The following is a 26597-nucleotide window of genomic DNA, read 5'->3' as shown; positions in this document are numbered from 1 at the left end:
TCAGGGTTGCAGCGCGACGGCACCGCTGGCCAGGCTGCGGGTGGCTTCCGCCAGTACCACCGGTTGGCTCAGGCCGGGCCCCACCGGCTCCACCCGGCGCAGGCGCACGTGCACCAGGCCATCGGCGCTGCTGCGCCCTCCTCCCCGCAGGTTGGCGGCCACCTGTTGCACCGTGGGTGCCGCTGCCGCCTCGGCCAGATCGGCGGGGGCGGCCGCCACCACCAGATCACTGCCGTTGTCGTAGACGATCGGCACGCTCACGGCCCCATCCAGCTGCACCCGGGGGGTGTAGCTCACGGCAAAGGCCAGACAGGAGACGGCCAGCAAAGCGGTGAAGCTGGTGACGCCCACCAGACGGAAGCGGATTCCCCAGCGGCTCAAATAGCCCACCACGGTGGCCAGGGCAAGCACCCCGCTCGCGGCCCCCAGCCATTGGCCCGCTATCAGCAGGATCGGATCAGCGGCCATGGGGTCTGGAGTCGTCGCGTCAGGGCCTTTATATTGCGCCGGACGCAGGCGGTGGCAGCCCAGGGAATGGCGGTGTTGCCAGAGCAGGAACCCGGGCCGCCCCTCCCTCCGCAGCGCCATCCCCCCCTGATCCGCCCGTCGGCTACAGCAGTGGTCAGGCTGTTTGGCGCTCTGGCGCTCGCCGGGGGCACCGTTGTTGGAGCTGTGTGGGCCGCCGATCAGGGCCTGCGGCGTGCCTACCAGGAGTGGAAGCCTCGGCTGGAGCGCCCCCTGACCCGTGCGTTGGGCCATCCCGTTCGCCTGGGGCCTTACCAGGGTTTGGGGTGGGGTGGCCTCCAACTGGGCATCACCCACATTGACCCTGGCCCCGCCGAGGCTTCCAGGGTGTCCATCCGGACCGTGGCGGTGAGCCTGGACCCCCTGGCCAGCCTGCGCCAACGGTTACCCGTTCTGCAGGTGAGCCTGGCGGGGGTTCGGGCTGAGCTGAAACCCAATGCCCAGGGGCAGTACTGGGTGCTGGGTCGCCTGCCCGCCGGCATGAAGCCACCGCGGTTGGATGTGCGGCTGCGGCTGGCCGACCCCGCCCTGGTGAACCTGGCTCCTTCGGGCCAATCCTTTCGGCTTGCCGCTCGTCTCGGCCTGCGCATCCACCGCGGCCAGCTCGAGCTGGATGGCCGCCTCCGGCCCCTCCACGGGCCCGGTGGGATGGCCGTGCGACTGGATGGCAATTGGAGGAGCCAGCAGTGGTTGGCTCGCCTGCGCAGTGAGCGTTTTCCCCTCAGCTCCCTCCAGAGCGTGGTGCGCTTGCCCGGCCAGCTCTCCGGCCGTGTCGATGGCAGCCTCCAATTGGGTTGGCTGAACCGGCGCCCCTCCTGCCGGGGCGAACTTCAGCTGCAGCAGCTGGGCTGGCGCCCCCGCGCGACCCAGGCGCGCCTCGAACTTCCGCAGGGCCTCCTGCGCTGCCAGGACCAGACCCTGGAGCTGGCCAGGTCCACCTGGCGTTGGCTGCAGCCGGGCTCCAGGGAGCTGCAGGGCACGCTCCAATTGGCCGGCCGTTGGACCCCCCAACACCTGCAGCTCAAGCAGCTGGTGCTGGGCCGTGGGGCATCCTGGCTTCGGCTTCAGGGGCGGTTGGGCCAGCGACTGGCGCTCAGCGGCAGCTGGCAACTGCGGCCGCGGGACCTACCCCTGCAGCCGGGCAGTCCCCCCTGGCTGCTTGACCAGCGGCTGACCGGTTCCCTCGATGCCCGGGGTTCCTGGCGCCAGCCCCAGTTGCAGGCCCGTTTTGGCCAGTCCAGCAACCCCCTGCTGGGCCGCTGGGATGCGGTGCTGCACTGGCGCGATCAGCAGCTGGAACTGGAGCGTCTGAGCAGCAGCCATCTCCGCGCCCGTGGCGTGTTGCCCCTGGCGGTGCGATCCGGACGGGGCCTGGTGCCCGGCCCTTTGGATCTGCGTCTTGAGCTCGATCGCTATCCCTTGAGCCGGCTGGATCTCCTGGTGGGAGCCCCCCTGCAGGGGGTGTTGCAGGCCTCGGGTCGGGTGTGGGGGCCCCTGTCGGCCCTCACCCCGGAGCTGGACCTCTGGATCGACCAACCCGGTGCCGGTCCGATCAGCTTGCGGGAAACCTGGCAGGGGCAGTGGCTTGGGGAATCGGTCGGCGGCGGCCGCCTGCGCATGGAGGCCCTGGCCCCTGCCCCGCTGGGCCTGCTGGAGGCCCGTTTCGATTCCCGCTGGGTGCCCCGCCAGTTGGAGATCCGGCGGGACGCCGGCACCCTGGCCCTCGTCGGTCGCCCCAGGGGGTACCGCTGGCAGGCGAATCGACTGCCCCTCGATGGCCTGCAACTGGCCCTCGGGCCCAAGGGGCGCCGCCAGCCGCTCCAGGGGCGCCTCAGTGGCCAGGGTCTGCTCGAGCTCCAGCCGCTGGCCTTCAGCGGCACCGCCCAGTTGGATCGCCCGGTGTTCCTCGGGGTCTGGGGGCAGTCCGCCCAAGCCACCTTCCGCTATGGCGGTCGTCGCTATCAGGCCAGGGGCAGCTTCTCACCCCTCGGGGGCGGGGAGCTGGCGATGGATTGGAGCGGCCTCTGGAACGGGGCTTTTCGCTCCCGTCTGGAGGGTCGGCAACTCTCGACGCGGTTCCTGCAGCAACTGGTGCGGGCCTGGCCCCAGTGGCGGGGTGGGGGCGAGCCGATCGTGGGACGGGCCAGCGATATTGGCACCCTGCTGATCGACACCTTTGGGGGGAGCGTACAGGACCAGCTGCGGGCCCTCGACCTGGCCCGCCAGCGCGTCGGACGTGCCCGGGCGGAGCGCGACAGCCGGCTTACCCCCCAGGAGCGTCTGCAGCAGCTCGCTGGCAGCGTTGACCTGGATCTCAACCTGTCCGGTCCTTCCCTGCCCTCGGCCCGCGCCGATCTGGAGGCCCGGGCCCAGCTCTGGCTGCCAGAGCAGGATCTGGACAGGCCCCTCACCAACGTGCCGCTGGTCGCCCGTTTCCAGGGCCCCCTGCGCCAGGGCGCCGGCGAGTTCAGCCTGGCCCACTTGCCGCTGGAGTTGCTCGCCCTGCTGACGCCCGTGCCCCCAGGGCTCTCGGGCACGCTCTCGAGCCGCGGTCGCTACAGCCTTGGCGGCGCCGAGCCGGAACTCAGCCTCAACCTCGCGTTGCATCAAGCCAGCCTGCGCCAGACCGGCCTCGCCCTTGACCGGGGCCTGATCCAGCTCCAGGACGGACGTCTGCAGCTCGACCTCTCCCTGCGCGCTGCCGGCGCCTCCAGCAGCGTCGATTTAGCCGGGGTGGTGCCCCTCGATCCCGCTCAGGAGGGTGTGGAACTGCGTCTGGCCAGTCGGGACGACGGCCTGCGTTTCCTGGCCGGTCTGGCCCAGCCGGCCCTGCAGTGGACCAAGGGCAGCGGGGACCTGCAGCTGTTGGTGCGAGGCAGCCTGGCCAACCCGATTGCCAATGGCTTCCTGCGGCTCCGCGACGGCGAGCTCCAGTTCATCGGCCAGCGGGTTCATGCCGTCGAGGCCACCGTGCTCTTCGACTTTGAGCAGCTGTTGCTCCAGGAGTTCAACGCCAAGGTGGGTGAGAGGGGATCGCTCAGCGGCCAGGGCGGCCTGGGCCTGCTGCGTCCCGGACGCAGCGCTGAAGGTCAGCCATCCAGCCTCGCCCTGGTGCTCAAGACGGTGCCCTTTGCCCTGCCGCGGATCAAGGCCGTTGCCGATGGCGAACTGCGCATCGGGGGCAGTCTTCCGGCCCTCGACATCGGCGGTGCCCTGGCGATCAGCCGGGGCAGCGTGAATGTGCAGCCCGCCCGCCTGGCCAGTGAGTCCCGTCCCACGGAGCGTGCGGCCTCCCCTGCGGACCTGCTGGATGCCCGCTGGGATTACCAGGCCCCCTTGGTGTTGCTCGGTCCGGATGTGGAGAGCGATGCCAGTGGGGCGCTGCGTGCGGCCGTTCCTAACGTCCAGGCCGTGGGTTTTGACGACCTCCGGCTCAGCCTGGGCCCCGATCTGAATGTGGGCGTGCCCAACCTCGCCAGCTTCGGCACCCGTGGCCTGTTGCGCGTCAATGGCCGGCTCGATCCGAGTCTGCGGCTGCAGGGCGTGGTGCGCCTGCTGCGGGGTCGCCTCAACCTGTTCACCACCACCTTCAGCCTCGATCCCGATGCCCCCAACGTGGCGGTGTTCACCCCCTCCATGGGGCTCATCCCCTACCTCGACATCGCCCTGCGCACCCGGGTGTCCGACAACCTGCCACTCACCAGCGGCCTTGGCCCCGCCGGCAGCCTGTCCCTGCAGGATTACCAAGCCGACGGTGCCATCAACTCCCTCGACCAGCTCAACCTGGTGCGGGTGTACCTCAGTGTGAGTGGTCCGGCCGATCGCCTTGCTGAGAATCTCCTTTTGCGCAGTTCCCCGCCCCTTTCGGAAGACCGTCTTCTGGCCCTGATCGGCGGCAACACCCTGGCGGGGCTGGCCGGCTCCGCCGGGGGTACGGTGCTCGCCACGGCCCTGGGCCAGACCCTGCTGTCTCCCTTGCTGGGCACCCTCGGTGACGCCTTTGGCCAACGCCTCAGTTTTGCCCTCTATCCCACCTACGTGAACCAGGAGGTCAGCAGTGGTGCCGAACGGCGCTCGGGCCGGGTTCCACCCCAGCTGGTGCTGGGTTCGGAGATCGGCCTCGATATCAGCGAGCGCTTCAATGCATCCGTGCTCGCGGCCCCGAACCGCTCCGACGTGCCTCCCCAGCTCAACCTCAACTACAAGGCCTCGGAACTGCTCAACCTGCAAGGATCGATCGACAGCCAGGGGACTTGGCAGACCCAGCTCCAGGTGTTCTTCCGGTTCTGATGGCCCAGCTGATCGGGGTGGATTTGGGGGGCAGCGCCATCAAGCTCGGGCGCTTCAGTGAGGACGGCACCCTGCTGGCGGAGCTCCAGGTGCCCACGCCCCAACCCGCCGTGCCCGGGGCGGTCACCACGGCGATCGTGGAGGCCGTGCAGCAGCTCGATCCCGACCGACTGGCCGACCGGGTGGGGGTGGGCCATCCGGGCCCCAGCGACCGGGCCTGCCGGGTGGCGCGTATCGCCATCAACCTGCCGGGTTGGCAGGACGTGCCCCTGGCCGACTGGCTCGAGCCGCTGCTGGAGCGTCGGGTCACCCTGGCCAACGACGCCAACTGTGCCCTGATCGGCGAGCACTGGCGCGGGGCCGCCCATGACGCCCGCGATGTGGTGCTGCTCACCCTCGGCACCGGCGTCGGCGGTGCGGTGCTGCTGGATGGCCAGCTGTTTACGGGGCACCGGGGGGCTGCGGCGGAGCCGGGTCTGATCGGCATCGACCCGGAGGGTCCCCCCTGCAACAGCGGCAACCGCGGCTCCCTTGAGTCGTTCTGCAGCCGCCGCGGCTTCGATCGGCTCTCTCCGGTGGAGCCCGTGGAGCTGTGCCGGCGTGCCGATGCCGGCGATGGCGAGGCCCTGGCGGTGTGGCAGGCGTACGGCCGCCTGTTGGGGTTGGGCGTCACCTCCCTGCTCTACGTGTTCACGCCGGAGCGGGTGCTGATCGGCGGTGGGTTGAGTGGCGCCAGTGCCCATTTCCTGCCAGCGGTCTGGGCCGAGGTGGAGCAGCGGGTTCAGCCGGCCAGCCGGGAGGGGCTGACGATCCAGCGCTGCAGCCTTGGCAATGGGGCCGGTCGCCTGGGTGCGGCCCGTCTCGCCCTGCAGCGGCTGGGGCCTGGCTTGGGATGATGGATCGCATGATTCCCGATCCCTCCCCCGATCTCCTCGCCCGGGCGGGCCAGGTGCGCCGCAGCGCCATGGCCCTTGGCCAGCTGACCGATCAGCTGCGCCGGCAGGCCGTGCTGGCGATGGCGGATGCCCTCGAGCAGAGCCGGGACGCCATCCTGGCGGCCAACCAGGCCGATCTGGAGGCCGCGGCGGCCGAGGCGCTGGCTTCTGCCCTGGTGGCCCGGCTGAAGCTCGATGGCCCCAAGCTCGATGGCGCCATCGCCGGTGTCCGCCAGGTGGCCGACCTGGCCGATCCGGTCGGCCGGCGCCAGCTCCACACCGAGCTCGACGCCGGCCTTGTGCTGGAGCGGGTGACGGTGCCCCTGGGGGTGCTGGGGGTGATTTTTGAGGCCCGCCCGGATGCGGTGATGCAGATCGCCTCCCTGGCCATCCGCTCCGGCAACGGGGCCCTGCTCAAGGGGGGCCGGGAGGCCAGCCACAGCTGCAGCGCCATCCTCACGGCCCTGCGCCGAGGGTTGGCCGCCAGTGCGGTGGATCCCGACGCCCTCGAGCTGCTGACCAGTCGGGAGGAGAGCCTGGGGCTGCTCAAGCTCGATGGCCTGGTTGATCTGATCATTCCGCGGGGCTCCAACGCCCTGGTGCGCTTCATTCAGGACAACACCCGTATCCCGGTGCTGGGCCATGCCGACGGCATCTGCCACCTGTTTGTGGATCGGGCTGCCGATCTGGATCTGGCCCTGCGGGTGGCGCTGGATTCCAAAACCCAGTACCCGGCTGCCTGCAACGCGATTGAAACCCTGCTGGTGGATGGGGCGATCGCGCCGCTGTTCCTGCCCAGGGCTATTGCGGCTTTGACCCAGGCCGGGGTCGAATTGCGTGGTGATGCCGCCGCCATGGCTCTGGGGGTTCGCCATGCCGCCAGTGACGACGACTGGAGCACGGAGTATTCCGACCTGATCCTGAGCGTGAAGGTGGTGCCCGACTTGGAGGCGGCCCTCGACCACATCGGCCGCTACGGCTCTCGCCACACCGATGCCATTTGCACCACCGATCCGGTTGCGGCCGATCGCTTCCTGGCGGCGGTCAACAGCGCCGGGGTGTACCTCAATTGCTCCACCCGCTTCGCCGATGGATTCCGCTACGGCTTCGGCGCCGAGGTGGGGATCTCCACCCAAACCCTGCCGCCCCGCGGCCCTGTGGGCCTTGAGGGGTTGGTCACCTATCGCTACCGGCTGCGGGGTGAGGGCCACATCGCCGCTGACTACGCCAGCGGCGTCCGCCAGTTCAGCCATCGCAGCCTGCCGCTGTGAGCGACGGCATTCATGTGCGGGGTCTGCGGCTCTGGGCCCACGTGGGCGTGCTCGACTTCGAGCGGGCCGAGGGGCAGTGGTTTGAGCTCGACCTGCGCCTCGCCGTTGATCTTTCAGTCGCGGGCCGCAGTGATGCCCTCGCCGACACCCTGGACTACAGCCAGCTGATCACCGCCCTGCAGCGGCAGGCCCGCAGCATCCGCTGCCACACCCTGGAGCACTACAGCGACTCCATGCTGGATCTGGTGGAGCAGCTCTACGGGCCGGTGCCCGTGTGGTTGGAATTGCGCAAATGCCAGGCTCCCGTTTCAGGATTCGATGGGGTGGTGGCGGTGGAACGTCAGCGCCATGGGCCCTGCTGATGCCCTTAGGGGAGGGTGATGCAGAAGCCGCCCCGGTGGTGAAAATCGGCTTCCGCGCCTGGATGCTGTAGGGCCCAGTAGCCGATGGCACCATCACGGTGTTCCAGCACCGCGGTGATGCCGATCTCCAAGGCACCTGGGCCATCCGCTGGTGGGGAGTTCGGCGGGAGCAGGGCCGGTGGCAGGGGGCAGCGCAGGGTGAGGAGCAGCTGGTGCTCCGATCGGGTGAGTTGAACGGGCAACTCCTGATAGGCCAGCTCGGGCCGCAGACCTTGGCGATACCCCTCCAAGTGGTAGACGTTCCAGTGACCGGAGGGTGACAGGTTGAATTCCCAGTAGTCCTGGGCTCCCTGGCGGGCCAGGAACAGCTCCAGGCAGGTGGTTTGCCAGAGCAAATCCCGCCGCTCTGGAGTTGCCACTGCCGGGGCGATCTGGAGCTGCTCCAGGTCCCCCTCCAGGATGTAGGTCAGCTCCAGCAGTCCCGCCTCGAGGCCGAGATGGCCGCCGATGCTGAGTTCGGGCGGATCAACCTTCGTGCCCTGCTCTGTGGAGTGCTGGGACGGGTGGGCAAAAGGCACCAGCGCAAAGCAGATCGGCTGGGGGCTCATCGCAGGCTCTCCACGATCGCGCGAATGTCCTGCTCCTGGGCCTCGATGCTTTCGGTGAGCTTGAACTGCACCACGGCCCGGTCGAGGTTGTGGCCAGGCCGCTGGGTGCGGAAGTAGACGTCTCCGGCCAGATGGTCACTGAAGAAGCGCAGACCCAGCTCAAAACTGATCACCCGGGCGGCGTCAAAGATGTGGTCGAGATCGGTGTCGCTGAGGCTGTCCCGGGCGGCCCCCAGGTAGCCCTCCAGCACGGCACGGCAGAGGTCGAGGTCGAAGTGGATGGCCTCCTGGGACTGGGCCTCCTCCCCGAGGGGATTGCAGGCTGAGCGCAGGCAGTCGCCGATGTCGTAGTGCACCAGGCCGGGCTTGACCGTGTCGAGATCCACCAGGCTCACCGCCGTGCCGCTGCTGGCGCAGAGCATCACGTTGTTCACCTTGGGGTCTCCGTGGATCGGCCTGAGGCCCAGCCGACCTTCGGCTTTGGCGGTTTCCAGCACCTTGGCCAGGTTGCGGCGTTGTTCCACGAAGGCCGCACACCAGCTGCCCTGGCCGCACAGTTTCAATTGGGTGGATTGCAAGGCCTGCTCGTAGCTGGCTAGATAGGTTGGCGTGATGTGAAAGCCCGGCAGGGTGTCGGCCAGCTGGTCCGCCGGGAGATCGCTGAGCAGCTGGTGAAACAGCCCCAAGCCCCGACCCACCTCGCGCGCCTGGTGTGGGTGGGTGATCGCCTCCAGGGTCACGGCGTCGTCGATGAAGCTGATCAGCCGCCAGAACTGGCCGTCGGCCCTCACCCAGGGCTGGTTGGTGTGGCGCTGGTTGATCACCCGGGGCACTTCCCAGCGCTGGGCTGGCACAGGGCGCCGCAGGGCGTGGGCGCTGAGCACCTGCAGATTGCGCATCACCAGTTCCGGTTCTGGGAACACCAGGGTGTTGAGCCGTTGCAGCACGAAACGGTCGCCGCTGGCGGTCTCCACCCGGTAGGTGTCGTTGACGTTGCCGTTGCCCAGGGGCGTGACCGAGGTCACCGCCGCGGGCAGCTCAAAGCGGCTGGCGATGGCTTCCAGATCGGGGGTGGAGTCGCCCATCAGGCGGGAACCAGCCCGGAGTGGCGAATCAGGGCTTCGCTGCTGGGCTGGCGCCCCCGGAAGGCTTCGAACACCTCCGCCGGCGATCGGCTGCCGCCCAGGCTCAGCACCGTGTCCCGGAAGCGGCGGCCGGTGGCGACGATCTCCTCTTCCTGATCCAGCCCCACTTCCTCGAAGGCACTGAAGGCATCGGCGCTGAGCACCTCGGCCCACTTGTAGGAGTAGTAGCCGGCTGAGTAGCCACCGGCGAAAATGTGGCTGAAGGCGCAGAGGAAGGCGTCCTCGGCAATGGGCTCCAACACGGTGGTGTTGCGGGCAATCTCCCGCCGCAGCTGCTCCGGACTCTGGCCGCAGCCCGGGGTCCAGTGGCTGTGCAGGCGCAGGTCGGTGAGGGCAAAGTGCACCTGGCGCAGGGTGGCACTGCCGCCCATGAAGGTCCGGGCCGCCAGCAGCTTTTGGTACTCCGCCTCCGGCAGCGGCTCGCCGCTTTGCCAATGGCGCGCCATGCCCATCAGGGTGGCCCGGTCGTAGCACCAGTTCTCCATGAACTGGCTGGGTAGCTCCACCGCATCCCATTCCACGTTGTTGATGCCGGCGGCCTGGGGCCGCTCCACGGTGGTGAGCATGTGCTGCAGGCCATGACCGAACTCGTGGAAGAGGGTTTCCACCTCCTCAAACGTCATCAGGCTGGGGGTGTCTCCCACCGGTGGGCTCTGGTTGCAGATCAGATAGGCCACAGGCAGCACCGGCTTGCCCTCCAGGTCACGGGAGCGACCGAGGCACTCATCCATCCAGGCGCCGCCCCGTTTGCTGCCGGGCCGGCTGTAGGGATCGAGGTAAAACCCCGCCAAGGGCTCGCCAGTGGCCCCGTCGAGCACCCGGAAGTGGCGCACATCGGCGTGCCAGGTGGGGGCAGACCCATCGCCCGCCTGGATGCGGATGTCGAAGAGGCGCTGGCACAGCCCGAACAGGCCCTCCAGCACCTGCTCGAGGGAGAACCAGGGCCGTAGCGCTTCGCTGTCGAGGTCAAAGCTCTCTTGCCGCAGCACCTCGGCCCAGTAGCTCACATCCCAGGGGCGGAGATCGGCGGCTTCGGGGGCACCGTGGCGGGCGGCGCAGGCCGAAAGATCGGCCAATTCCCGCTGGGCCACTGGATAGGCGGCAGCGCGCAGGTCTTCCAGCAGCGATTCGACCTCCTGCACCGATCCGGCCATTTTTGAGGCCAAACTCACCTCGGCCCAGTTGGGGTAGCCCAGACGCTGGGCCTGCTCCTGCTTCAACGCCAGGATCTGCTCGATCAGGGGGTGGTTGTCCAGCTCGCCGCTGGAGGCCCGGCTCACCTGGGCGCGGTACACCTGCTCGCGCAGGTCCCGGCGGCGGCTGTATTTGAGAAAGGGCACCACGCGTGGCATGTCCAGTCCCAATCGCCACCCCTCTTCTCCGGCGTCCCGGGCGGCCTGGGCCAGCAGATCCCGCAGGCTGGTGGGAAGGCCATCGAGCTCATCCTCTTGGGTGAGGGTGAGGCTCCAGCCGTTGGTGGCATCGAGCACGTGGTTGCTGAACGCGGTGGCCAGCTCGGCCAGGCGTTCGCTGGCGGTGTTGAAGGCGTCCTGGTCTGGCCCCTCGAGGCCCACGCCCCGCAACTGCATGTCCCGCAGCTCGGTGGCGAGGATGCGGTGCTGGGTGGGATCAAGGTTTTCAGCGTTCCGCTGCAGCGCTTCGATGGCCCGGTAAATGGGGCGGGACTGGCCAGCGCGATTGCCGAACTGCACCACAGCCCCCTGCTGCTGCTGATGGGCTGCCCGCAGCTCGGGGGTGTTGCAGACGCCATTGAGATGGCTCACCACCCCCCAGCTCCAGCGCAGCCGTTCGCCGAGATGCTGGAGCGGCTCCATCACCTCAGTCCAGCTGAGGGGTGCCGCGTCCCCATGGGCCAGCCGATGCTCGAGGGTGGCCTCCAGGGCCGTCAGCTCGCCGTTGAGGGCCTCCAGCAGGGCTGGGATGCCCTGGTCCACCTGCTCCGGGGTGATGGCGGTGAACTGGGGCAGACCCTGGCCGGCCAGAAGCGGCATCGGAGCGCTCACGGTGATCGCTGGCGAGATGGTTGCCCCCATTTCACCCGATCGCCGGCGGGTCTGTGGTTCAGCCCAGGGCGGTCAACCGGCCCATGGCCACCAGGGCGGTGGAGCTCAGTTGTTCGGCCAGGGCATGGGTGGACGCCTCGTACACATCAATGGCCAGCCGGGGCCAGAAGCCGATGGCCAGGGTTGGCACCAGCAGGGTGAGTCCGATCAGCAGTTCCCGGGGGCGCATGTCGCCAACCACGGCCAGGGCCGGAATCCTGGGACCGAAGAACACCCGGCGGCAGAGGCTCAGCAGATACACCGGGGTGAGCACCAGGCCAATGGCGGCCAGCACGATCGTGATCACACGGAAGCCAACGGTGAAGCCGTCGTTGGCCGTGATCCCCAGAAACACCGTGATCTCGCTGACAAAGCCGCTCATGCCCGGCAGGGCCAGGGAGGCCAGGGAACTGGCCAGAAAGAAGGCGAAGGTGATCGGCAAGGCCTTGGCCAGGCCCCCCATGTTGGGGATCGAGAGGGTTTCGGTGCGCTCGTAGAACACGCCGGTGACGAAGAACATGGCCGCGGCGATCAGGCCGTGACTGATCATTTGCAGCATTGCTCCGCTGATGCCCAGGGCGTCAATGGCGCCGATGCCGAGCAGCACGAAGCCCATGTGGCTCACGGAGCTGCAAGCGATGCGGCGCTTGACGTTGTCCTGGGCGAAGGCGTTGAGGGCCCCGTAGATGATGTTGACGATGCCCAGCACGATCAGGGCCGGGGCCAGCTGCAGGTGGATCTCTGGCAGCATCTGCACGTTGAAGCGCAGCAGGGCGTAGCCCCCCATCTTCAGCAGCACCCCCGCCAGCAGCATCGACACCGGCGCATTGGCTTCGCCGTGGGCATCGGGCAGCCAGGTGTGCAGCGGGAACATCGGCAGCTTCACGCCGAAACCCACCAGGAAGCCGAGGTAACAGAGCAGGCCAAAGGTGCCGCCGGGGGAGCGGCTGGCCAGTTCCGAGAGGTTGAAGCTGAAGCTGTCGCCGGAGAAGGCCAGGGCCAAGCCGCTCACCAGGATCAGCAGCGACGCGGTGGCGGTGTAGAGGATGAATTTGGTGGCGGCGTACTGGCGCTGCTTGCCGCCCCAGATGGCAATCAGGAGGTAGACCGGCACCAGCTCCAATTCCCAGGCCAGGAAGAAGAGCAGGAAGTCCTGGGAGAGGAAGACCAGGCCCTGGGCTGAGGCCTGCACCAACATCAGGGCGAAATAGAGCCGGGTTTTGCGGTTGATGTTCCAGCTGGCGGCCACCGACAGCAGGGTCACCAGGCCGGAGAGCAGCACCAAAGGTGTGGAGAGGCCATCGGCAGCCAGGGACCACTCCAGCCCGAGGGCCGGCACCCAGCTCACCCGCTCCACCAACTGCAGGCCGCTCACCGAGCCGTCGTAGTGCTGGCTGAAGCACACCAGCATCAAGGCCAGATCCAGCCCGAGGGTGGCCAGGGCCAGCGTCCGCGGCCATTTGGGATCGTTGCCGTCCCCAGGCAGCAGGGGCATCACCAGGGCCACCGCCGCGGGCAGCAGCACGATCAGGCTGAGCCAGGGGAAGGGGGTGCCAGCGTCGGCTGGCAGGGCAAGGCTGGACGCGAGGAGGAAGGGCAGGTTGGCGTCCATCACAGCCCGATTGCAGATCTGGGGATGTCCTGGGCAGGGCCGGGTTCAGGCACCGCCGGAATCTCCAACCAACCTATCAGTCGCCCCATTGACGTTGAGTAGAACTACCTAGAGGTTTAGGCGCCATCGGGGTGGATCTGGGGCTGGTCCGGCAGGGCTTCCCAGCGGCTGCCGTGCTGTTGCACGGCCAGCACCTCAGCGCGGGATTCCACGCCGGCCTGGTGCCAGGCCCGCACCATCGCCTTGCTCACGGCCTCGGCCACGGGCTTGGGGCAGAGGGCCAGCAGGCTGGGTCCGGCCCCACTGATCACACAGCCCCAGGCTCCCGCCGCCAGGGCCGCTTCGCGCACGGCCCTGCCGCCATGGATCAGACCCCAGCGGTAGGGCTCATGCAGGCGGTCGTGCATGCCATCGGTGATCAGGTCGCCGTTGCCGGTGCGCAGGCCCTGGAGCAGCAGGGTGAGCGAGCCCAGGTTGATCACCGCATCGCCCACCGGAATCGACTTGGGCATGGCCCGGCGTGCCTCGCTGGTGGTGAGGCGGATGGCCGGGATCGCCACAACGGCCTGCACCTCCGGGGACCATTCGCAGCGCACCACCCGCCAGCGGTGGGAGGCGGCCTTGGCGGTCATGCAGAGGCCCCCCACCAGGGAGGGCACCACGTTGTCGGGATGGCCTTCGATGTCGATCGCCAGCTCCAGCAACTTCTCGCGACTGAGGGGCTCCCCCACCAGGGCATTGGCACCGATCAGGCCGGCCACAATCGCCGTGGCGCTGCTGCCCAGCCCCCGGGCCGGCGGTACGGCGAGGCGCACCCGGGCCTCGAGGGCCACGGGCTCCTCGCCAGCTTCCTTCCACACCCGTTGGGCCGAGCGGTACACCAGGTTGTCGGGCCCCCCGCGCAGATGGGCCCCTTCCGGTCCTTCGATGATCAGGTCGAAGCGTTCACTGCCGCCCTCGATGCAGCGCATCTGGAAGACGTTGTCCAGCTCCAGAGCGGCCCCAAGGCAATCGAAGCCTGGGCCGAGATTGGCCGTGGTGGCTGGAACGTGAACCACAACCCCTTGGCCGACCCGGGGGCGCACCATGCGACAACTTCTGCTGGGCCCAGTGTCTCAGGCAACGAGCATGCGCGCCCGGCAGGCCGCACTGAACTGGCCGATGGCTGGATCGACCACGGCGGTGATGGGCATGTCAGCCAGCACGGCCCCCAATCGACCCTTGTTCAGGAAGGCCTGCTCGAAGTGGGGTGAGCGCAGATCCGCCAACAGTTTTCCGGCCGTTCCCCCCGCCAGCCAGATGCCGCCGCGGCTGAGCCCGGCCAGGGCCAGATCCCCGCAGACGCTGCCGTAACAGCTGATCCACAGGTCCAGGGCTTCCCTGGCCAGCGGCTCTCCCTGGGCGGCGGCCCCAGCCACCGCGGCGGGCAGGTCATCTCCTTGGGCGAGGTCTGACAGGAGGTGGTCGCCGTTGGGATGGCGGGTGTGCAGCAGCCAGCGGGCCACCTCCCCGAGCCCGGTGCCACTCACCACCCGTTCGATCGACACCCGCTCCAGGCCCCGCTCGCGGAGCAGCCATTGCTTGAGCTCCCACTCCGCGCTGCTGCGGGGTGCGAATTCACCATGGGCTCCCTCGCTGGCCACCGCCACCAGGCCGGTCGGGCTGGGAACGCCGTAGGCCACCCCAAGCCCCGTGCCGGCTCCCAGCACCAGCAGGGGGGCGTCAGGCTGGGCGATGCCGGCGCGGATCAGCGCCTGCTGCCCGGGCCCCAGCTGGGGCAGGCCATAGATCAGCACGGCGAAGTCATTCACCAGTTCGACCCGGGGGATTCCGGTGGCCGCCTGCAGGCGACCCTCGTCGAGCTGCCAGGTGAGGTTCGTGAGCCGGGCCTGGCCGCCGGCTACGGGGCCGGCCACGGCCAGGCAGGCCGCTGACGGCGGGGGGCCGCTGTGGCCGAGGAAATGGCCCACCATCGGTGCCAGATCGTCCCAGTCGGCGGAGGGGAAGCGTTCACTGCGCAGCAGCGACAGTCCTGCGCTGCCGTCGAGCTCGTAAAGGGCGAGCAGGGTCTTGGTGCCGCCGATATCGCCGGCCAACAGGGTGGTCATGGCTGGGAGCGGCTCAAGGGGTCAGGTCCAGACCTGCAGCCCGATGGCCGTTGGCCCGGCTGGCGGCGCTCAGCAGGGCTGCCACCGCCACGCTGCCCAGGTCGCCGTCGCGGCGGCTGCGCAGGCTCACGCTCTGGGTTTCGGCCTCCTTGGCACCGATCACCCCCAGCACCGGCACCTTCATCTGCTCGCCATTGCGAATCAGTTTGCCCAGCCGTTCACCGGAGTGGTCGAGGCTGGCCCGGATGCCGGCGGCCTTGAGCTGGCCGAGCAGTTGCTCGGCGTAGCCCATCACCTCATCGGTGACGGGCAGCAGCCGGATCTGCTCGGGGGCCAGCCAGAAGGGGAAATCGCCGGCGTAGTTCTCGGTCATGATTCCGAAGAACCGCTCCAGCGAGCCGAAGATGGCCCGGTGGATCATGATCGGCCTCTGGCGGGTGCCGTCGGCGGCCACGTACTCCAGGGCGAAGCGTTCCGGCAGGTTGAAGTCGAGCTGGATGGTGGAGCACTGCCACATCCGGCCGATGGCATCTTCGATCTTGAGGTCGATCTTCGGCCCATAGAAGGCGCCGCCGCCCGCATCGATCTTGTAGGCCCAGCCCTTGCGATCCAGCGCCTCGATCAGGCCGTTGGTGGCGAGCTCCCACACGGCGTCTTCGCCAATGGATTTCTCTGGCCTGGTGGAGAGGTTGATCTCGTAGTTGCGGAAGTCGAAGGTGGAGAGGATCTGTTCGGTGAGATCCAGGATGCGCAGAATCTCATCACCGATCTGGTCCGGCAGGCAGAACACGTGGGCGTCGTCCTGGGTGAAGCCGCGAACCCGCATCAGCCCGTGCATCACGCCGGGGCGTTCGTAGCGGTACACGGTGCCCAGCTCGGCCCAGCGAATCGGCAGCTCCCGATAGCTGCGCAGGGTGCTGGCGTAGGTGAGCACGTGGAAGGGGCAGTTCATCGGCTTGAGCTGGTACTGCCGCTCATCCACCTGCATCGGGCCGAACATGCTCTCGGCGTAAAAGTCCAGGTGGCCTGACGTTTTCCAGAGACTGATGTCGGCCACGTGGGGGGTGTACAGCAGCTCGTAGCCCGCATCGAAATGGGCCTGGCGCCAGAAGTCCTCGATCAGCAGGCGCATGCGGGCGCCCCGGGGGTGCCAGAACACCAGGCCGGCGCCAGCCTCATCTTCGATCGAGAACAGGTCGAGGTCGGTGCCCAGACGGCGATGGTCGCGGCGCAGGGCCTCTTCCTTGCGGCGCTTGTGTTCCGCCAGTTGTTCGGGGGTCTCCCAGGCCGTGCCGTAGATCCGCTGCAGCTGGGCCTTGGTTTCGTCGCCCCGCCAGTAGGCGCCGGCCACGCTTTCGAGCTCGAAGGCCTTGGGGTTGAGCTCGCTGGTGTTGGCCACGTGGGGACCGGCGCAGAGGTCCCACCACTCCTCCCCCAAGGTGTACAGGCTGATGGGTTCCTGGATACCCGCCAGGATCTCCAGCTTGTAGGGCTCGTTCTGGGCCTGGATCCGGGCCTCGGCTTCGGCGCGGCTCACCTCGATCCGTTCGAGCGGCAACCGGCGGCCGATGATTTTTCCCATCTCCTTTTTGATGGCCTTGAGGTCGGCCTCGGTGAAGGGATCGGGATTGTCGAAGTCGTAGTAGAAGCCGGACTCGGTCCAGGGGCCGATGGTCACCTGGGCCTTGGGAAACAGCTTCTGCACCGCCATGGCCATCACATGGCTCATCGAGTGGCGGATGCGCAGCAGCTGGGGGCTTTCGCTGGTCTTGGGCAGGTTGATTCGTGCGGGCTCGAGGCTGGTGGGGGTCACGGGCACGAATCGCGCGTCTGAACAGGGCGAAGAGGAATCCTACGCAGCGCTCCTAGGCTGGGTTGATGGGTCTTTCTTCACCATCGCCAGTCCCGGAATCCTCCGGAGAGCTGCTCGACCAGCTGCTGGGTTCCCTGCTGGGGGATTTCAGCAGCTGGTTTGAGCGGGGGCTGGTGTTGCTCGACCACTGCCCAGAGGCGGTGATGCCGCTGGATCAGCAGCAGGCCCTGCGCCAGCGGCTCGAGCAGGCCCGCAAGGAACTCTCCGCCGCCAGCAGCCTGCGCCAGGCCGTGCCCAGCCCCATGGCCCTCGAGATGGAGACCCTGGCCCCCTGGCACCAGCTGGTGCTCACGGTGTGGAACCTATCCGCCAGCTTGCGGCTCAGCGGTGTGATCCTGCCGGCGCCCCCCAGCTCGGATGGGCCAGAGGCAGATCACCGCTAGCCATGCCCCCCTCTCGTCGCCCCCTGGCTCCGGAGCGCCGCAACCTGGCCTTCGCCTATGGCCTGTGGGCTCTGGGGCTGGTGGGGGTTTGCGGCCTGCATCGCTTTTACAACCGCAAGCCCCTCAGTGGCACCCTCTGGCTGGTCACCTTCGGCTTTTGCTTTCTGGGCCAGCTGGTGGATCTGTGGTTGATGCCCGAACTGGTGGATCAGGCCAACGGGAGGCTGCTGTTGCCCGGTCCGGCCCTGTCGGTGGAACTGCAGCTGGTGCAACTGGCCCGGCGCAGCGGTCAGGCGGGCTTCACCCTCAATGACGCCCTGCTCGAGATGGACCTGCCCGATGGCATGGACAGTCGGGAGGTGCGGCAGGAAATTGAGCGGCTGTTGCATGCCGACCTGCTGGATGTGGGCAATGACGACCGGGGGCGGGTGGTGTACCGGGAACCGTGAGCCGAACGGGCGCCAGGCTGGCCGCGGGGCTGCTCCTAGGGGCGGGGGTCGCCGTGGCCGGAGCGGTTCGGCAGGGCTTACCCCTGGGGCTGTGGCGTTGCCCGCTGCGCCAGCTCACGGGGATCCCCTGCCCCACCTGCTTTCTCACCCGCTCCGTGCTGGCGACGCTGCGGGGCGATTGGGCTCAGGCGGTGACATGGCATGCCCTGGGACCGGTGCTCGTGGTCCTGGCCCTGGGTCTCGGGGTCTGGACCCTGCTGGGAGGGCGCACCTCAGGGCGACCGCTGATGCTGGGCGGCTGTGGTGTGGCTCTGCTGGGGTTGGCCTACTGGCTGTGGCGCCTCTGGGGTTGGGGGCACGGGGTGCCGTTGCCGGGCTGAGTGGGGGCGGGCCGGCGCTCAGCCTTGCGCCTGCCGGGCCCGCTGCAGGGCATTGCCATAGAAGCTGATCAGCTCCTGGCGGTTCTTCACCGGTTGGCCGTAGTGGCTGCCGCCATGGCTGGCGGGCAGGGAGGCCCACTCGCGCGACAGGCGAGCCAGCACGGCACTGCCCAGGCCTGCGCGGTCGACGGCCTCGAGGGCGCCCCGCCGATCCACCAGATACAGGGCCGCCTGGTCCTGGTTGGCCGGGCTGAAATCCCTCAGGGCGAGCTTGCGGGAGGCTTCCCGCCAGGTGGTGGGCAGGAATTGGTAGGCGCCGGCGGCGGCACTGCTGTAGCGCCGGTGCACGGTGACCTCCGGATGGCGCTCCAGGCTGGCGAACAATCCACCGCCGTAGAGCACCCGATAGCCCGTCACACTGCCGCCCTTCCAGGTGCCTTCGGCAAAGCGGATCGTGTCCAGCAGGGCGCGGCGCTCGGGGGTGATGGCATACGCCGGTCCCCCTGCTGCGGGGGTGGCTGCCCGCTGGAGGGGTGCGCTTGGGGTTGGCTGGATCGCCGGTGGCAGGGTCAGCAGCAGGGCGGCTCCACAGAGGGGCCCTGACCCCAGGAGCCGCTCCAGCGAACGGGGCGCTTGGCGCTGGGGGCTGATCCTGGTCGTTGGACGGGACAGGCGGTGGCATCGCGGTTGGGGCAACCCTGGCGGCCAGCCCGGTGGCCCGGCCACCCCCCCAGACCCGGGGGTAGACAACTGGGACACGGTGTGCACAGGGCGCCCCTGTCGTGCTGTGTCTCAGTCGCGATCCCTGGGAGTCACTGGTCTTGTTCGGGACTCGTGGCTTCCGGCTTTGGCGTCCTGCACCCGTCCGCAGCGCGTCGCCAATGATTAGTTTGGCTGATCATTGCTGGCCCGAAGGTTCAGGACCCAGCCCGGCTGCGCGGCAGGAATCCGAGGGCCTGGCGCACCCGATCCAGGGTGTCCTCAGCCACGGCGGCCGCTTTGGCCTCTCCATCCCGCAGCACCGCCTCCACAGCCCCGGGATCCTGGCGCCATTGCTGGTAGCGCTCCTGGACAGGGCGCAGGGCTTCCACGGCAGCATCCGCCAGCAGGGGCTTGAAGGTGCCCCAGCCCATCGCGCCGCACTCCTGGGAGGCCTGCTCCCGGCCCTTGCCCGTCAGCAGGGCATACAGGCCGAGCAGGTTGTCGGCCTCGGGGCGCTCGGGATTGCCGAATTCCAGACCCATGGTGGGGTCGGTTTTGGCGCGCTTGATCTTTTTCGTGATCAGCTCGGGGGGATCGAGCAGGCTGATGCGCGAGCCCTCATTGGGATCGCTCTTGCTCATCTTGCTGCTGCCGTCGGTGAGGCTCATCACCCGGGCTCCTTCCCTGAGGATCAGCGGCTCCGGCACCTTGAGCACCGGGATTGGCTCGCCGGCCCCGTCGCGGGGGGCGAATCGGGCGTTGATGCGCTGCTGGGCAATATCTCGGGCCAGTTCCAGGTGCTGTTTCTGGTCTTCGCCCACCGGCACCAGGTCAGCGTCATACAGAAGGATGTCGGCGGCCATCAGCACCGGGTAATCGAGCAGGCCCACCGACACCTGGTCGCCCTGCTTGATCGCCTTTTCCTTGAACTGGATCATGCGTTCCAGCCAGTTGAGCGGCGTCACACAATTCAGCAACCAGGCCAGCTCGCTGTGGGCGCTGACGTGGCTCTGCACGAACACCGTGGATCGCTGGGGATCGATGCCACAGGCCAGATAGAGGGCTGCAGTGGTGAGGGTGTCCTCCGCCAGGCGTGCCGGATCGTGGGGAACGGTGATGGCATGCAGGTCCACCACGCAGAAATAGGGGTCGTGGCTGTCTTGAAGCGCAACCCAGTTGCGGATGGCCCCGAGCCAGTTGCCGAGGTGTAAAGCCCCGGTGGGTTGGACCCCGGACAGAACCCTCGGCCGTGGCATGGGACTCAGCTCTCGACGCTGTCCGAGCCGGACGGCTCGGTGGCTGTCTCCGGGCTCACCGCTTCGGCGGGTTCGGCAGGGGCCGGTTCGGCCATGGCGGGGGTGGGCTCCTCCTCAACCGCGGGGGCAGGCGGGGCCGGCTTGCTGGGCCTGGCAAAGGGATCAATGCGGGGGCCACGCTCCGGGCGGCTGCCCCGACCTTCACCGCCGCCGCGGGGGCCATCCCCACGGGGTCTATCGCCGCCACGGTTGCCACCCTGGGCCCGCTGCTGGGCGACGAGGGCGTCGAGTTGGCCGTCCTCCAGCAACTGGGCGACGGTGCGGATCGCAAATCCCAGGGCGGCCACGGTGGAGCGCAGACCAAAGCTCTCCTGGATGGCGCGGGCGGCGCGCATCTCGTTGTCGCTCAGACGAATGCGGAATCCGCCGGGTTCACGGTTGCCTGGAGGGCGGCCGCCACTGGGCCGTTCCCCCCGGTCGTCGCGGGGATGGGAGGTGGTCGTGTCGTCGGCCATGGCCGCAGCCTTTGCAGTCAGGCGCAAGTGTGCCGCATCGGCCGGCCCAGGGGGGTGAGCCAGTGCAGGGTGTGGGGTTCCCGTTGGCCGGCGCGGGCCAGCACCAGGAGGGGAAGGCACCGCTGGGCACCGGGCTCCACCTGGCGGCGGTAGGTGTCCACTAGGTCGAGATAGGCCTCCAGGGTCCAGCCGTGGTTGCCCCGGTCCTGGTGGTTCCAGAAATGGCGTTGGGCTTCCTGGCAGGCCGGCTGGCCAAATTCCTGCCAGCAGCGCAACTGGGCCGACCAGGCCGGCTCTCCAGCGGCGATCCAGGCGCGGTAGCGCACCAGCTCCGGGGCATCGGCACTGGCATCGGGGGGCAGCACCAGGGCCAGTTGCTCGATGGGCACCCGTCGCAGCCGCAGCCAGCAGCGCTCGAGGATGGCCACCGGCAGGGATCCGCACCAAGCCGGAGCGGCCTCCAGCTCCCCCGCCCAGTCCTGGAGCAGGCGTCGCTGCCGCGCCGTCAGGGCCTCCAGGAGCTCAGCCATGGGCCCCCTTAAAGGTGATCGCCGGGCTGGCGTATTCCCGCGGTTCCAGGTGGATCGTGCAGCGCACCTTGCCAAAGCGGCTTTCCAGGTGTTCCTCCACCAGCTCCGTGATCCGGTGGGCCGTGGGCAGGTCGTTGGCATCCACCACCATATGCATGTCAATGAACACCTGCCGTCCGAGCACGCCCCTGCTGGCGATGTCGTGGCAGTTGAGCACCCCGGGAACCCCCATGGCCACCTGGTGAATCGCCTCCGGCGCGATGGCGATCTGGTCCACCAGCAAGGGCAGGTTGGAGCGCAGCACGGTCCAGCACACCCGCACCAGCAGCAGGCAGAGCGGAATGGCCAGGGCCACGTCTAGCCAGGAGAGATTCAGCCAGACGGCTCCGCTGAGTCCCACCAGCACCACGGCTGTGGTCCAGATGTCACTGCTGGTGTGGGTGGCATCGGCCGTGAGCAGGGGGCTGCCCAGCCGCCGCCCCTCGGCCCTTTCGTAGCTGGCGAGCAGGATGTTGAAGCCCAGCACCACCAGAAGCAACAACAGCTCCTGACTGTCCAGCCGCAGGGGCTGCAGTCCACCCCGGAGCCGATGCACCGCGGTCTGGAGGATTTCAAAGGCGGTGAACAGGATGAAGGCGGCGATGGCCAGTGCCCCCAGGGCCTCGTACTTGTGATGGCCATAGGGGTGATCCCGGTCGGGTTCGGGATCGGAGAGCCCATTGGTGAGCAGGCCCAACAGGCTCGACAAGCCGTCGGTGGCGCTGTGCATGGCGTCAGCCAGCACGGCCAGGGAGCCACTCAGCAGGCCCACCAGCAATTTCAACAGCGTCATGCTGACGTTGACGGCGAGCGCCACCAACAGCACCCGCTTGACCTGTTGGCGGTTGTCCCGGGGGTTGTCCCCCAGGTCGCGCTGGTGGTGGTGCAGGTGCTTGTCTCCCAAACCCTGATCTGGCCTGGCAGGCCCCCAACTGCACCCCACGCTATTGGCATTCCACGCCGGCGCACTGTTCCAAGCTGAGCTAAAGATGCTGCATCGTTGTCCGCGCCGTTGACGCCGCCGGTGATCCCCTCCGAGCTCGCTGGGCTGGCTGCGGCCCGTCAGGCCGTGCCGCCTGCGCTCAGACCCTGGCTCCCCCCCCTGGGCTTGGGCCTGGCTGGCTGGCTGGTCACCGATGGCCTGCTGCGCCTCAGCCATCTGCCTCTCTCGCCCGGCATCACCTTGGCGGGATTGGCGCTTGGGGCCTGGTGGTGGCGGCGCCCGCGGCCGCTGGGGCCATCCGCAACGGATGTGCCGGGTTGGCTGGAGCGGCTGGAGCGGCTCGAAGCCCAGTTTGGCAAGCTCGCCGGTGCCCAGGTGGATGCCAGCAGCCCCGCTGGAGCCGTGCTGGAGGCCGCCCGCCTCGAGCGCGCCAACCAGCTGGCTTGCCTGCGCCAGGAGTTGGGACGGGCGGGCTTGACGCTCGCCCTGGTGGGCACCAATCCTCCGTCGGGCGAGCTGCAGGGCACCCTGCTGGAGGCCCTGCGAGGCCCGGAGCCCATCCAGCTCCACTGGGCCCACCCCTTGCCGCCCTGGAGTGCGGACTGGTGCTGGCCACCGGTGTTCGAAGCCTGTGATGGCCTGATTCACCACCTGCGCATGCCCCTGTCCGCGGCTGAGCTGCGTTGGTTGGAAGCCCTCCCCCAGGGCCAACCCGCCTGGCTGTTGGTGCACCACAACGGCGAGGGACCGGGCCCCGACCAGCTGGCTGCCGAACTCCAGGCCCAGCTCGGTGCGGAACTTTCGGCCCGTCTTCTGTTCTGGGATGGACAGCCCCAGACCCTGGCCAGCAGCCTGGCCCCCCTGGCCCGGGACCTGGGCCCCGCCGCCGCCAGCCTGCGCCAGGCCCGCCAGCTGCGCCGCTTGCAGCAGCTGCACGGCCGCTGGCAGCGCGATCTCGAGCAGCAGCGCCGGGAGCTGTTCCGACCGCTGCAGCGCCGCACCCAGTGGATCGTGGCAGCCGGTGTGGTGGCGGCCCCCTTGCCCAGCCTCGACCTGCTCGTGTTGGCGGTGGCCAATGGGCTGATGCTGCAGGAGATGGCCCGGCTCTGGGATTGTCCCTGGACCCTGGAGCAACTGCAGGCCGCCGCTGCTGAATTGGCCAAGGCTTCGCTGGCCCTGGGGGTGGTGGAGTGGAGCAGCCAAGCCCTGGCCGGTCTGGTCAAGTGGCACGGGGCAACCTGGTTGGTGGGGGGGGCCATGCAGGCCCTCAGCGCCGCCTACCTCACCCGGGTGGTCGCCCACGCCATGGCCGACATGTTGGCCCTCTCCGCTGGGGTGAGTGAGCCCGACCTCGCGGCGATCAAGCGCCAGGCCCCACTTCTGGTGGCCCAGGCGGCCGAGGCGGAGAAGCTGGATTGGTCCGCTTTTCTGGAGCAGGGGCGCCAGTGGCTGCGCAGCCAGCCTGTCCCAGCGGCGGACGGCGGATCAACGGCCTGCGAACATGCGTTCTGAGGATGCCGCATCTGCGGAGCAGGGCCCTTGTTTGAGCTGGATCAGCGGGTGCTGTTTGCCTTTCTGCTCACCCTGGCAGCCGGACTCTGCACGGGGTTAGGCAGCCTGCTGGGCTTACTGTCCCGGCGCTTCAGCCCCCGGGTGCTGACCCTGTCGCTCAGCTTTTCGGCCGGGGTGATGATTTACGTCTCCTTCGTGGAGATCTTTCCCAAGGCTCGCCAGGCCCTGTCGCTCGGCCTTGGACCCGCCACCGGCTATGCCGCCACCGTGTTGGCTTTTTTCGCCGGCATGCTGCTGATCGCCCTGATCGACCATTCCCTGCCCAGCCATAGCCTGGCCCTGCCGGAGACCGATCCAACCGGGGCCCGCTCGCGCACCCTGCTGCGCACGGGATTGTTTTCGGCCCTGGCGATCGGGATTCACAACTTTCCGGAGGGACTCGCCACCTTTGTGGGAGCCCTCTCCAGCCCCCGGCTGGGCATCGGCATTGCCATCGCGATCGCCATCCACAACATCCCGGAAGGCCTGGCCATTTCGGCCCCGGTGTATTTCGCCACCGGCAGTCGCAGCAAGGCGTTCTGGGTGTCCTTTGCCTCAGGTCTGGCGGAGCCGATCGGCGCCGTGGTGGGCTACGGCTTCCTGCGCTCGTTCCTCAACGACACGGTGATGGGGGTGGTGTTTGCCAGTGTGGCCGGCCTGATGGTGTACATCTGCCTCGATGAGCTACTGCCGGCTGCCCAGCGCACGGGAGCCCATCACCACCTGATGATTGCCGGGGTTACGGCGGGGATGGTGGTGATGAGCATCAGTCTGGTGTTGCTGGCCTGAGGTGTCTGCCGTGTCCGCCGATCAGCGCTGGCCCTGGTGGCCCCTGCTGCCGCTTTACCCCTATGGCCGGCGTCGCACCCTGGTGCGGGAGTTGATTCCAGGCCAGGTCTGGAGCCTGGAGCAGCTGCAGGGGGTGTTCTATGTGGCCGTGCCGATCCGGATGACGGTGCTGCGGCTGCGCCGGGGCCTGCTGCTCTACGCCCCCGTGCCGCCCACCGGTGAGGTGCGCGCTGCCCTGGCCGAACTGGAGGGTCGCTACGGGCCGGTGTGCACCATCGTGCTCCCCACCAGCTCCGGCCTGGAGCACAAGCTGCCGGTGCCGGCCATGGCCCGGGCCTTCCCGACAGCCCAGGTGTGGGTGACCCCACGGCAGTGGAGTTTTCCCCTGCCCCTGCCCCTGGCCTGGCTTGGCTTTCCGGCGTCCCTCACCCGGGTGTTGTTTGAGCAGGGCTTGCCCCATGCCGATGAACTCAGCTGGATTCCGCTGGGTCCCCTCGATCTCGGCCTGGGCACCTTCATGGAGGCCGCCTGTCTGCATCGGGCCAGTGGCTGCCTGCTGGTCACCGACGCCCTGGTGGCGATTGGTCCGGAGCCACCGGAGTTGTTCCGCGCCGATCCCACCCCCCTGTTGTTCCATGCCCGGGACCGGGGGGATGAACCCCTCTCCGACTCGCCGGAGCGGCGCCGGCGCGGTTGGCAGCGGCTGGTGCTGTTTGCCTCCTATCTGCGTCCGGATCCTCTGGTGGTGCCGGGATGGGGGGAGCTGCTGGGGGGCGTGCTGGCCCGGGGGGTCCGTTCTCCCCAGGCCTATTTCGGCCTGTACCCCTTCCGCTGGCATGACGACTGGTCCGCCGACTTTCGCCGCCTGGTGCCCGCGGATGGGCCAGCCCTTCAGGTGGCCCCGGTGCTGGAGCGGTTGGTGTTTCCGCGCTGCCAGGCCGCCCTGCTGGCCTGGATTCGGACCCTGGCGGCGGAGCCTGAGCTGCGCTGGCTGGTGCCAGCCCATTACGAGGCCCCCGTGGCCTGTAGTGGGGAGCAGCTCGAGGCGCTGGCTACCGGGCTGGAAGCGCGCCCCTGGGCGCCAGACGGGGGGAGTTGGGCCTACCTGGCTGGGATCGACAGGGCCCTGCTGCGGTTGGGTTTGGTTCCCGAAAATCCCAGTTCCCAGTCCTGAACCCGATCGGCGGGCCCGCCCCCGTCAGAGCCGAAGTTCGCCAGGATCGGCGTCCAGGTCCGCATCCAATTCGCCGCTGCCGAGCAGGCTGCTATCCAACTCCATGCGCTGTTCCATCTGGCGCAGGAAGTACCCCGTCATCATGGCGGAGGCCAGCAGCCCGGCGAGGTTGTCGCGGTTGGTCTGAATCTTCACCTCAAACTGCTCGCCGGGGAGCATGCCCAGCAGGCCCTGCACGTTGTGGCGAATGATGTCCTGAATGTCGCCGCTGGCCGAGCGCGCCACCCGCTGCAGCACCTCTGGAGACTGCTCCTGGAGGTACTGAATCAGCGTGTTGCCGCTGATCGCCTCGTTGTCGGTGGTCAGGAACTCCGGGTTAAACATCGCCGGTGTGCGCTGCGTCCGGGCTGCACCCTACCCCAGCTCTTCCGGCCCACCAGGGGGGTGCCCCATGGCGGACAACCGTAACCAGCCCATGCGGTTCGCCGGCCAGTAGCGCAGCACGGCCGTGCCGATCACCGCGTCCCGGGGCAGGGGGCCCCAGAGGTGGGAATCCAGGCTGGCATTGCGGTTGTCCCCCAGCACCATCAGGTGGTCTGGGGGAACGGTGAGCGGCGCCAGGCTGTAGTCCATCGGTTCGGCCGACCAGTCGATCGGGGCCGGCGACCCGTTGCGCCAGAGCACCCCTTGGCGCACTTCGATCCGATCCCCCGCCTGGGCCACCACCCGCTTGATCAGGGCGGCGTTCGGGTCGTAGCCCGCCTCAAGTAGGGCAGGGGGTGGGCGGAATACCACCACGGTTCCCACCGGCAGGGGGCGATGCAGGCGCGCCCGCAGCTTCTCCACCAGCACCCGATCCTGGAGCTGGAGGCTGGGCAACATGGAGCCGGAAGGAATCCAGCGCGGTTCCACCACCGCCCAGCGCAGCACCAGGGCCAGGGCCACCCAGGCCAGCACCGGCAGGATCTGGCGGCGCAGCAGCACCAGCGGACTTTCGGCGGGACGGGGGGATGGGGGCTCCAAGGGCAGGGGCGAGGATGATCGGCCCATCCTGAACGCGCCGGCGTGGCCCCGGTCCCTCGCCCCCCCTCGCC

General features: G+C 68.7%; 25 protein-coding genes. 10 read left to right on the top strand and 15 right to left on the bottom strand.

Annotation, left to right across the window (positions count from 1 at the left end; all coding sequences use genetic code 11):
• Nucleotides 1-468, bottom strand: a complete 468-nt coding sequence (locus H6G16_RS07650; RefSeq protein ID WP_190389667.1) for a DUF2518 family protein — start codon at nt 466-468, stop codon at nt 1-3.
• A 384-nt stretch (nt 469-852) separates the two neighbouring features.
• Here H6G16_RS07650 and H6G16_RS13295 point away from each other — a divergent pair, with 384 nt between their 5' ends.
• Genes H6G16_RS13295 through H6G16_RS07630 form a run of 4 tightly spaced genes read left to right on the top strand, consistent with a single transcriptional unit; the run spans nt 853 to nt 7383 of the window.
• A complete protein-coding gene (locus H6G16_RS13295; protein WP_190389666.1) occupies nt 853-4815 on the top strand; it encodes a translocation/assembly module TamB domain-containing protein in 3963 nt (1320 codons plus the stop codon).
• Nucleotides 4815-5711 carry an ROK family protein gene (locus tag H6G16_RS07640; protein WP_190389665.1) on the top strand — a complete coding sequence of 299 codons (897 nt, stop codon included), beginning with the start codon at nt 4815-4817 and terminating at the stop codon, nt 5709-5711. The genes H6G16_RS13295 and H6G16_RS07640 overlap by 1 nt, the downstream gene beginning before the upstream one ends.
• Entirely contained in the window at nt 5711-7021 is a 1311-nt protein-coding gene (locus H6G16_RS07635; RefSeq protein WP_242036248.1) for a glutamate-5-semialdehyde dehydrogenase, read from the top strand. The genes H6G16_RS07640 and H6G16_RS07635 overlap by 1 nt, the downstream gene beginning before the upstream one ends.
• A complete protein-coding gene (locus H6G16_RS07630; RefSeq protein ID WP_190389663.1) occupies nt 7018-7383 on the top strand; it encodes a dihydroneopterin aldolase in 366 nt (121 codons plus the stop codon). The genes H6G16_RS07635 and H6G16_RS07630 overlap by 4 nt, the downstream gene beginning before the upstream one ends.
• Before the next feature lie 5 nt (nt 7384-7388).
• Here the strand turns inward: H6G16_RS07630 and H6G16_RS07625 are convergent, their stop codons facing one another.
• The 7 genes from H6G16_RS07625 to thrS all read right to left on the bottom strand — a co-directional run bounded on the left by H6G16_RS07625 (nt 7389) and on the right by thrS (nt 16648).
• Nucleotides 7389-7991 (bottom strand): DOMON-like domain-containing protein, encoded by a 603-nt coding sequence (locus tag H6G16_RS07625; RefSeq protein WP_190389662.1) that lies wholly within the window; start codon nt 7989-7991, stop codon nt 7389-7391.
• Complete coding sequence (locus H6G16_RS07620; RefSeq protein ID WP_190389661.1) at nt 7988-9076, bottom strand: aminoglycoside phosphotransferase family protein; 1089 nt, start codon at nt 9074-9076, stop codon at nt 7988-7990. The genes H6G16_RS07625 and H6G16_RS07620 overlap by 4 nt, the downstream gene beginning before the upstream one ends.
• Entirely contained in the window at nt 9076-11190 is a 2115-nt protein-coding gene (locus tag H6G16_RS07615) for a M3 family metallopeptidase (RefSeq protein ID WP_190389660.1), read from the bottom strand. Before H6G16_RS07615 ends, H6G16_RS07620 begins: the two co-directional genes overlap by 1 nt.
• 28 nt (nt 11191-11218) lie before the next feature.
• Nucleotides 11219-12811 (bottom strand): NAD(P)H-quinone oxidoreductase subunit 4, encoded by a 1593-nt coding sequence (locus H6G16_RS07610; protein WP_190389659.1) that lies wholly within the window; start codon nt 12809-12811, stop codon nt 11219-11221.
• A 116-nt stretch (nt 12812-12927) separates the two neighbouring features.
• Nucleotides 12928-13899, bottom strand: a complete 972-nt coding sequence (thrB, locus tag H6G16_RS07605; protein WP_190389658.1) for a homoserine kinase — start codon at nt 13897-13899, stop codon at nt 12928-12930.
• Nucleotides 13900-13926: 27 nt separating this feature from the next.
• A complete protein-coding gene (gene glk / locus H6G16_RS07600; protein WP_190389657.1) occupies nt 13927-14919 on the bottom strand; it encodes a glucokinase in 993 nt (330 codons plus the stop codon).
• 13 nt (nt 14920-14932) lie between these two features.
• Nucleotides 14933-16648 (bottom strand): threonine--tRNA ligase, encoded by a 1716-nt coding sequence (gene thrS, locus H6G16_RS07595; RefSeq protein ID WP_242036292.1) that lies wholly within the window; start codon nt 16646-16648, stop codon nt 14933-14935.
• Nucleotides 16649-16797: 149 nt separating this feature from the next.
• Here thrS and H6G16_RS07590 point away from each other — a divergent pair, with 149 nt between their 5' ends.
• Genes H6G16_RS07590 through H6G16_RS07580 form a run of 3 tightly spaced genes read left to right on the top strand, consistent with a single transcriptional unit; the run spans nt 16798 to nt 18004 of the window.
• Nucleotides 16798-17175, top strand: a complete 378-nt coding sequence (locus H6G16_RS07590; protein WP_190389656.1) for a DUF2605 family protein — start codon at nt 16798-16800, stop codon at nt 17173-17175.
• A 2-nt stretch (nt 17176-17177) separates the two neighbouring features.
• Nucleotides 17178-17624: a TM2 domain-containing protein gene (locus H6G16_RS07585; RefSeq protein WP_190389655.1), complete on the top strand. Its 447-nt coding sequence runs from the start codon at nt 17178-17180 to the stop codon at nt 17622-17624.
• 53 nt (nt 17625-17677) lie between these two features.
• On the top strand, nt 17678-18004 hold the full coding sequence (locus H6G16_RS07580) for a DUF2752 domain-containing protein (RefSeq protein WP_347238827.1): 327 nt from the start codon (nt 17678-17680) through the stop codon (nt 18002-18004).
• An 18-nt stretch (nt 18005-18022) separates the two neighbouring features.
• Here the strand turns inward: H6G16_RS07580 and H6G16_RS07575 are convergent, their stop codons facing one another.
• The 5 genes from H6G16_RS07575 to H6G16_RS07555 all read right to left on the bottom strand — a co-directional run bounded on the left by H6G16_RS07575 (nt 18023) and on the right by H6G16_RS07555 (nt 21914).
• On the bottom strand, nt 18023-18559 hold the full coding sequence (locus H6G16_RS07575) for a glycoside hydrolase family 104 protein (protein WP_347238834.1): 537 nt from the start codon (nt 18557-18559) through the stop codon (nt 18023-18025).
• A 362-nt stretch (nt 18560-18921) separates the two neighbouring features.
• Nucleotides 18922-19962, bottom strand: coding sequence for a tryptophan--tRNA ligase (gene trpS / locus H6G16_RS07570; protein ID WP_190389654.1), 1041 nt, complete (start codon nt 19960-19962; stop codon nt 18922-18924).
• 5 nt (nt 19963-19967) lie between these two features.
• Nucleotides 19968-20477 (bottom strand): hypothetical protein, encoded by a 510-nt coding sequence (locus H6G16_RS07565; RefSeq protein ID WP_242036291.1) that lies wholly within the window; start codon nt 20475-20477, stop codon nt 19968-19970.
• 17 nt (nt 20478-20494) lie between these two features.
• Nucleotides 20495-21007: a hypothetical protein gene (locus H6G16_RS07560; protein WP_190389653.1), complete on the bottom strand. Its 513-nt coding sequence runs from the start codon at nt 21005-21007 to the stop codon at nt 20495-20497.
• Nucleotides 21000-21914: a cation diffusion facilitator family transporter gene (locus tag H6G16_RS07555; RefSeq protein ID WP_242036290.1), complete on the bottom strand. Its 915-nt coding sequence runs from the start codon at nt 21912-21914 to the stop codon at nt 21000-21002. Before H6G16_RS07555 ends, H6G16_RS07560 begins: the two co-directional genes overlap by 8 nt.
• Nucleotides 21915-22046: 132 nt before the next feature.
• Here H6G16_RS07555 and H6G16_RS07550 point away from each other — a divergent pair, with 132 nt between their 5' ends.
• Genes H6G16_RS07550 through H6G16_RS07540 form a run of 3 tightly spaced genes read left to right on the top strand, consistent with a single transcriptional unit; the run spans nt 22047 to nt 25503 of the window.
• A complete protein-coding gene (locus tag H6G16_RS07550) occupies nt 22047-23501 on the top strand; it encodes a YcjF family protein (RefSeq protein WP_242036246.1) in 1455 nt (484 codons plus the stop codon).
• A gap of 27 nt (nt 23502-23528) precedes the next feature.
• Entirely contained in the window at nt 23529-24329 is an 801-nt protein-coding gene (gene zupT / locus H6G16_RS07545; protein ID WP_199289252.1) for a zinc transporter ZupT, read from the top strand.
• Nucleotide 24330: 1 nt separating this feature from the next.
• The gene (locus H6G16_RS07540; RefSeq protein ID WP_190389651.1) at nt 24331-25503 is read left to right on the top strand and encodes a DUF4336 domain-containing protein; all 1173 of its coding nucleotides are present in this window, start codon (nt 24331-24333) and stop codon (nt 25501-25503) included.
• 24 nt (nt 25504-25527) lie between these two features.
• Here the strand turns inward: H6G16_RS07540 and H6G16_RS07535 are convergent, their stop codons facing one another.
• Both H6G16_RS07535 and lepB read right to left on the bottom strand, forming a co-directional pair.
• Nucleotides 25528-25887: a DUF760 domain-containing protein gene (locus H6G16_RS07535; protein WP_190389650.1), complete on the bottom strand. Its 360-nt coding sequence runs from the start codon at nt 25885-25887 to the stop codon at nt 25528-25530.
• A 30-nt stretch (nt 25888-25917) separates the two neighbouring features.
• On the bottom strand, nt 25918-26490 hold the full coding sequence (gene lepB, locus H6G16_RS07530) for a signal peptidase I (RefSeq protein ID WP_242036289.1): 573 nt from the start codon (nt 26488-26490) through the stop codon (nt 25918-25920).
• Nucleotides 26491-26597: the final 107 nt, after the last annotated feature.

The sequence above is a fragment of the Cyanobium sp. FACHB-13342 genome (assembly GCF_014697415.1).
Classification (GTDB): Bacteria; Cyanobacteriota; Cyanobacteriia; order PCC-6307; family Cyanobiaceae; genus Cyanobium_A.
This window is presented reverse-complemented; position numbering and strand designations above follow the sequence as displayed.

Excerpts from the sequence above, each read along its gene's own strand:
- H6G16_RS07620 (WP_190389661.1), bottom strand. The coding sequence starts at position 9,076 with ATGGGCGACTCCACCCCCGATCTGGAAGCCATCGCCAGCCGCTTTGAG.
- H6G16_RS07590 (WP_190389656.1), top strand. The coding sequence starts at position 16,798 with ATGGGTCTTTCTTCACCATCGCCAGTCCCGGAATCCTCCGGAGAGCTG.
- glk (WP_190389657.1), bottom strand. The coding sequence starts at position 14,919 with ATGACCACCCTGTTGGCCGGCGATATCGGCGGCACCAAGACCCTGCTC.
- H6G16_RS07650 (WP_190389667.1), bottom strand. The coding sequence starts at position 468 with ATGGCCGCTGATCCGATCCTGCTGATAGCGGGCCAATGGCTGGGGGCC.
- trpS (WP_190389654.1), bottom strand. The coding sequence starts at position 19,962 with ATGCCACGGCCGAGGGTTCTGTCCGGGGTCCAACCCACCGGGGCTTTA.
- H6G16_RS07535 (WP_190389650.1), bottom strand. The coding sequence starts at position 25,887 with ATGTTTAACCCGGAGTTCCTGACCACCGACAACGAGGCGATCAGCGGC.
- H6G16_RS07635 (WP_242036248.1), top strand. The coding sequence starts at position 5,711 with ATGGATCGCATGATTCCCGATCCCTCCCCCGATCTCCTCGCCCGGGCG.
- thrB (WP_190389658.1), bottom strand. The coding sequence starts at position 13,899 with ATGGTGCGCCCCCGGGTCGGCCAAGGGGTTGTGGTTCACGTTCCAGCC.
- H6G16_RS07640 (WP_190389665.1), top strand. The coding sequence starts at position 4,815 with ATGGCCCAGCTGATCGGGGTGGATTTGGGGGGCAGCGCCATCAAGCTC.
- H6G16_RS07585 (WP_190389655.1), top strand. The coding sequence starts at position 17,178 with ATGCCCCCCTCTCGTCGCCCCCTGGCTCCGGAGCGCCGCAACCTGGCC.
- H6G16_RS07625 (WP_190389662.1), bottom strand. The coding sequence starts at position 7,991 with ATGAGCCCCCAGCCGATCTGCTTTGCGCTGGTGCCTTTTGCCCACCCG.
- H6G16_RS07615 (WP_190389660.1), bottom strand. The coding sequence starts at position 11,190 with ATGGGGGCAACCATCTCGCCAGCGATCACCGTGAGCGCTCCGATGCCG.
- thrS (WP_242036292.1), bottom strand. The coding sequence starts at position 16,648 with ATGAGCCATGTGATGGCCATGGCGGTGCAGAAGCTGTTTCCCAAGGCC.
- H6G16_RS07560 (WP_190389653.1), bottom strand. The coding sequence starts at position 21,007 with ATGGCTGAGCTCCTGGAGGCCCTGACGGCGCGGCAGCGACGCCTGCTC.
- H6G16_RS07565 (WP_242036291.1), bottom strand. The coding sequence starts at position 20,477 with ATGGCCGACGACACGACCACCTCCCATCCCCGCGACGACCGGGGGGAA.
- H6G16_RS07610 (WP_190389659.1), bottom strand. The coding sequence starts at position 12,811 with ATGGACGCCAACCTGCCCTTCCTCCTCGCGTCCAGCCTTGCCCTGCCA.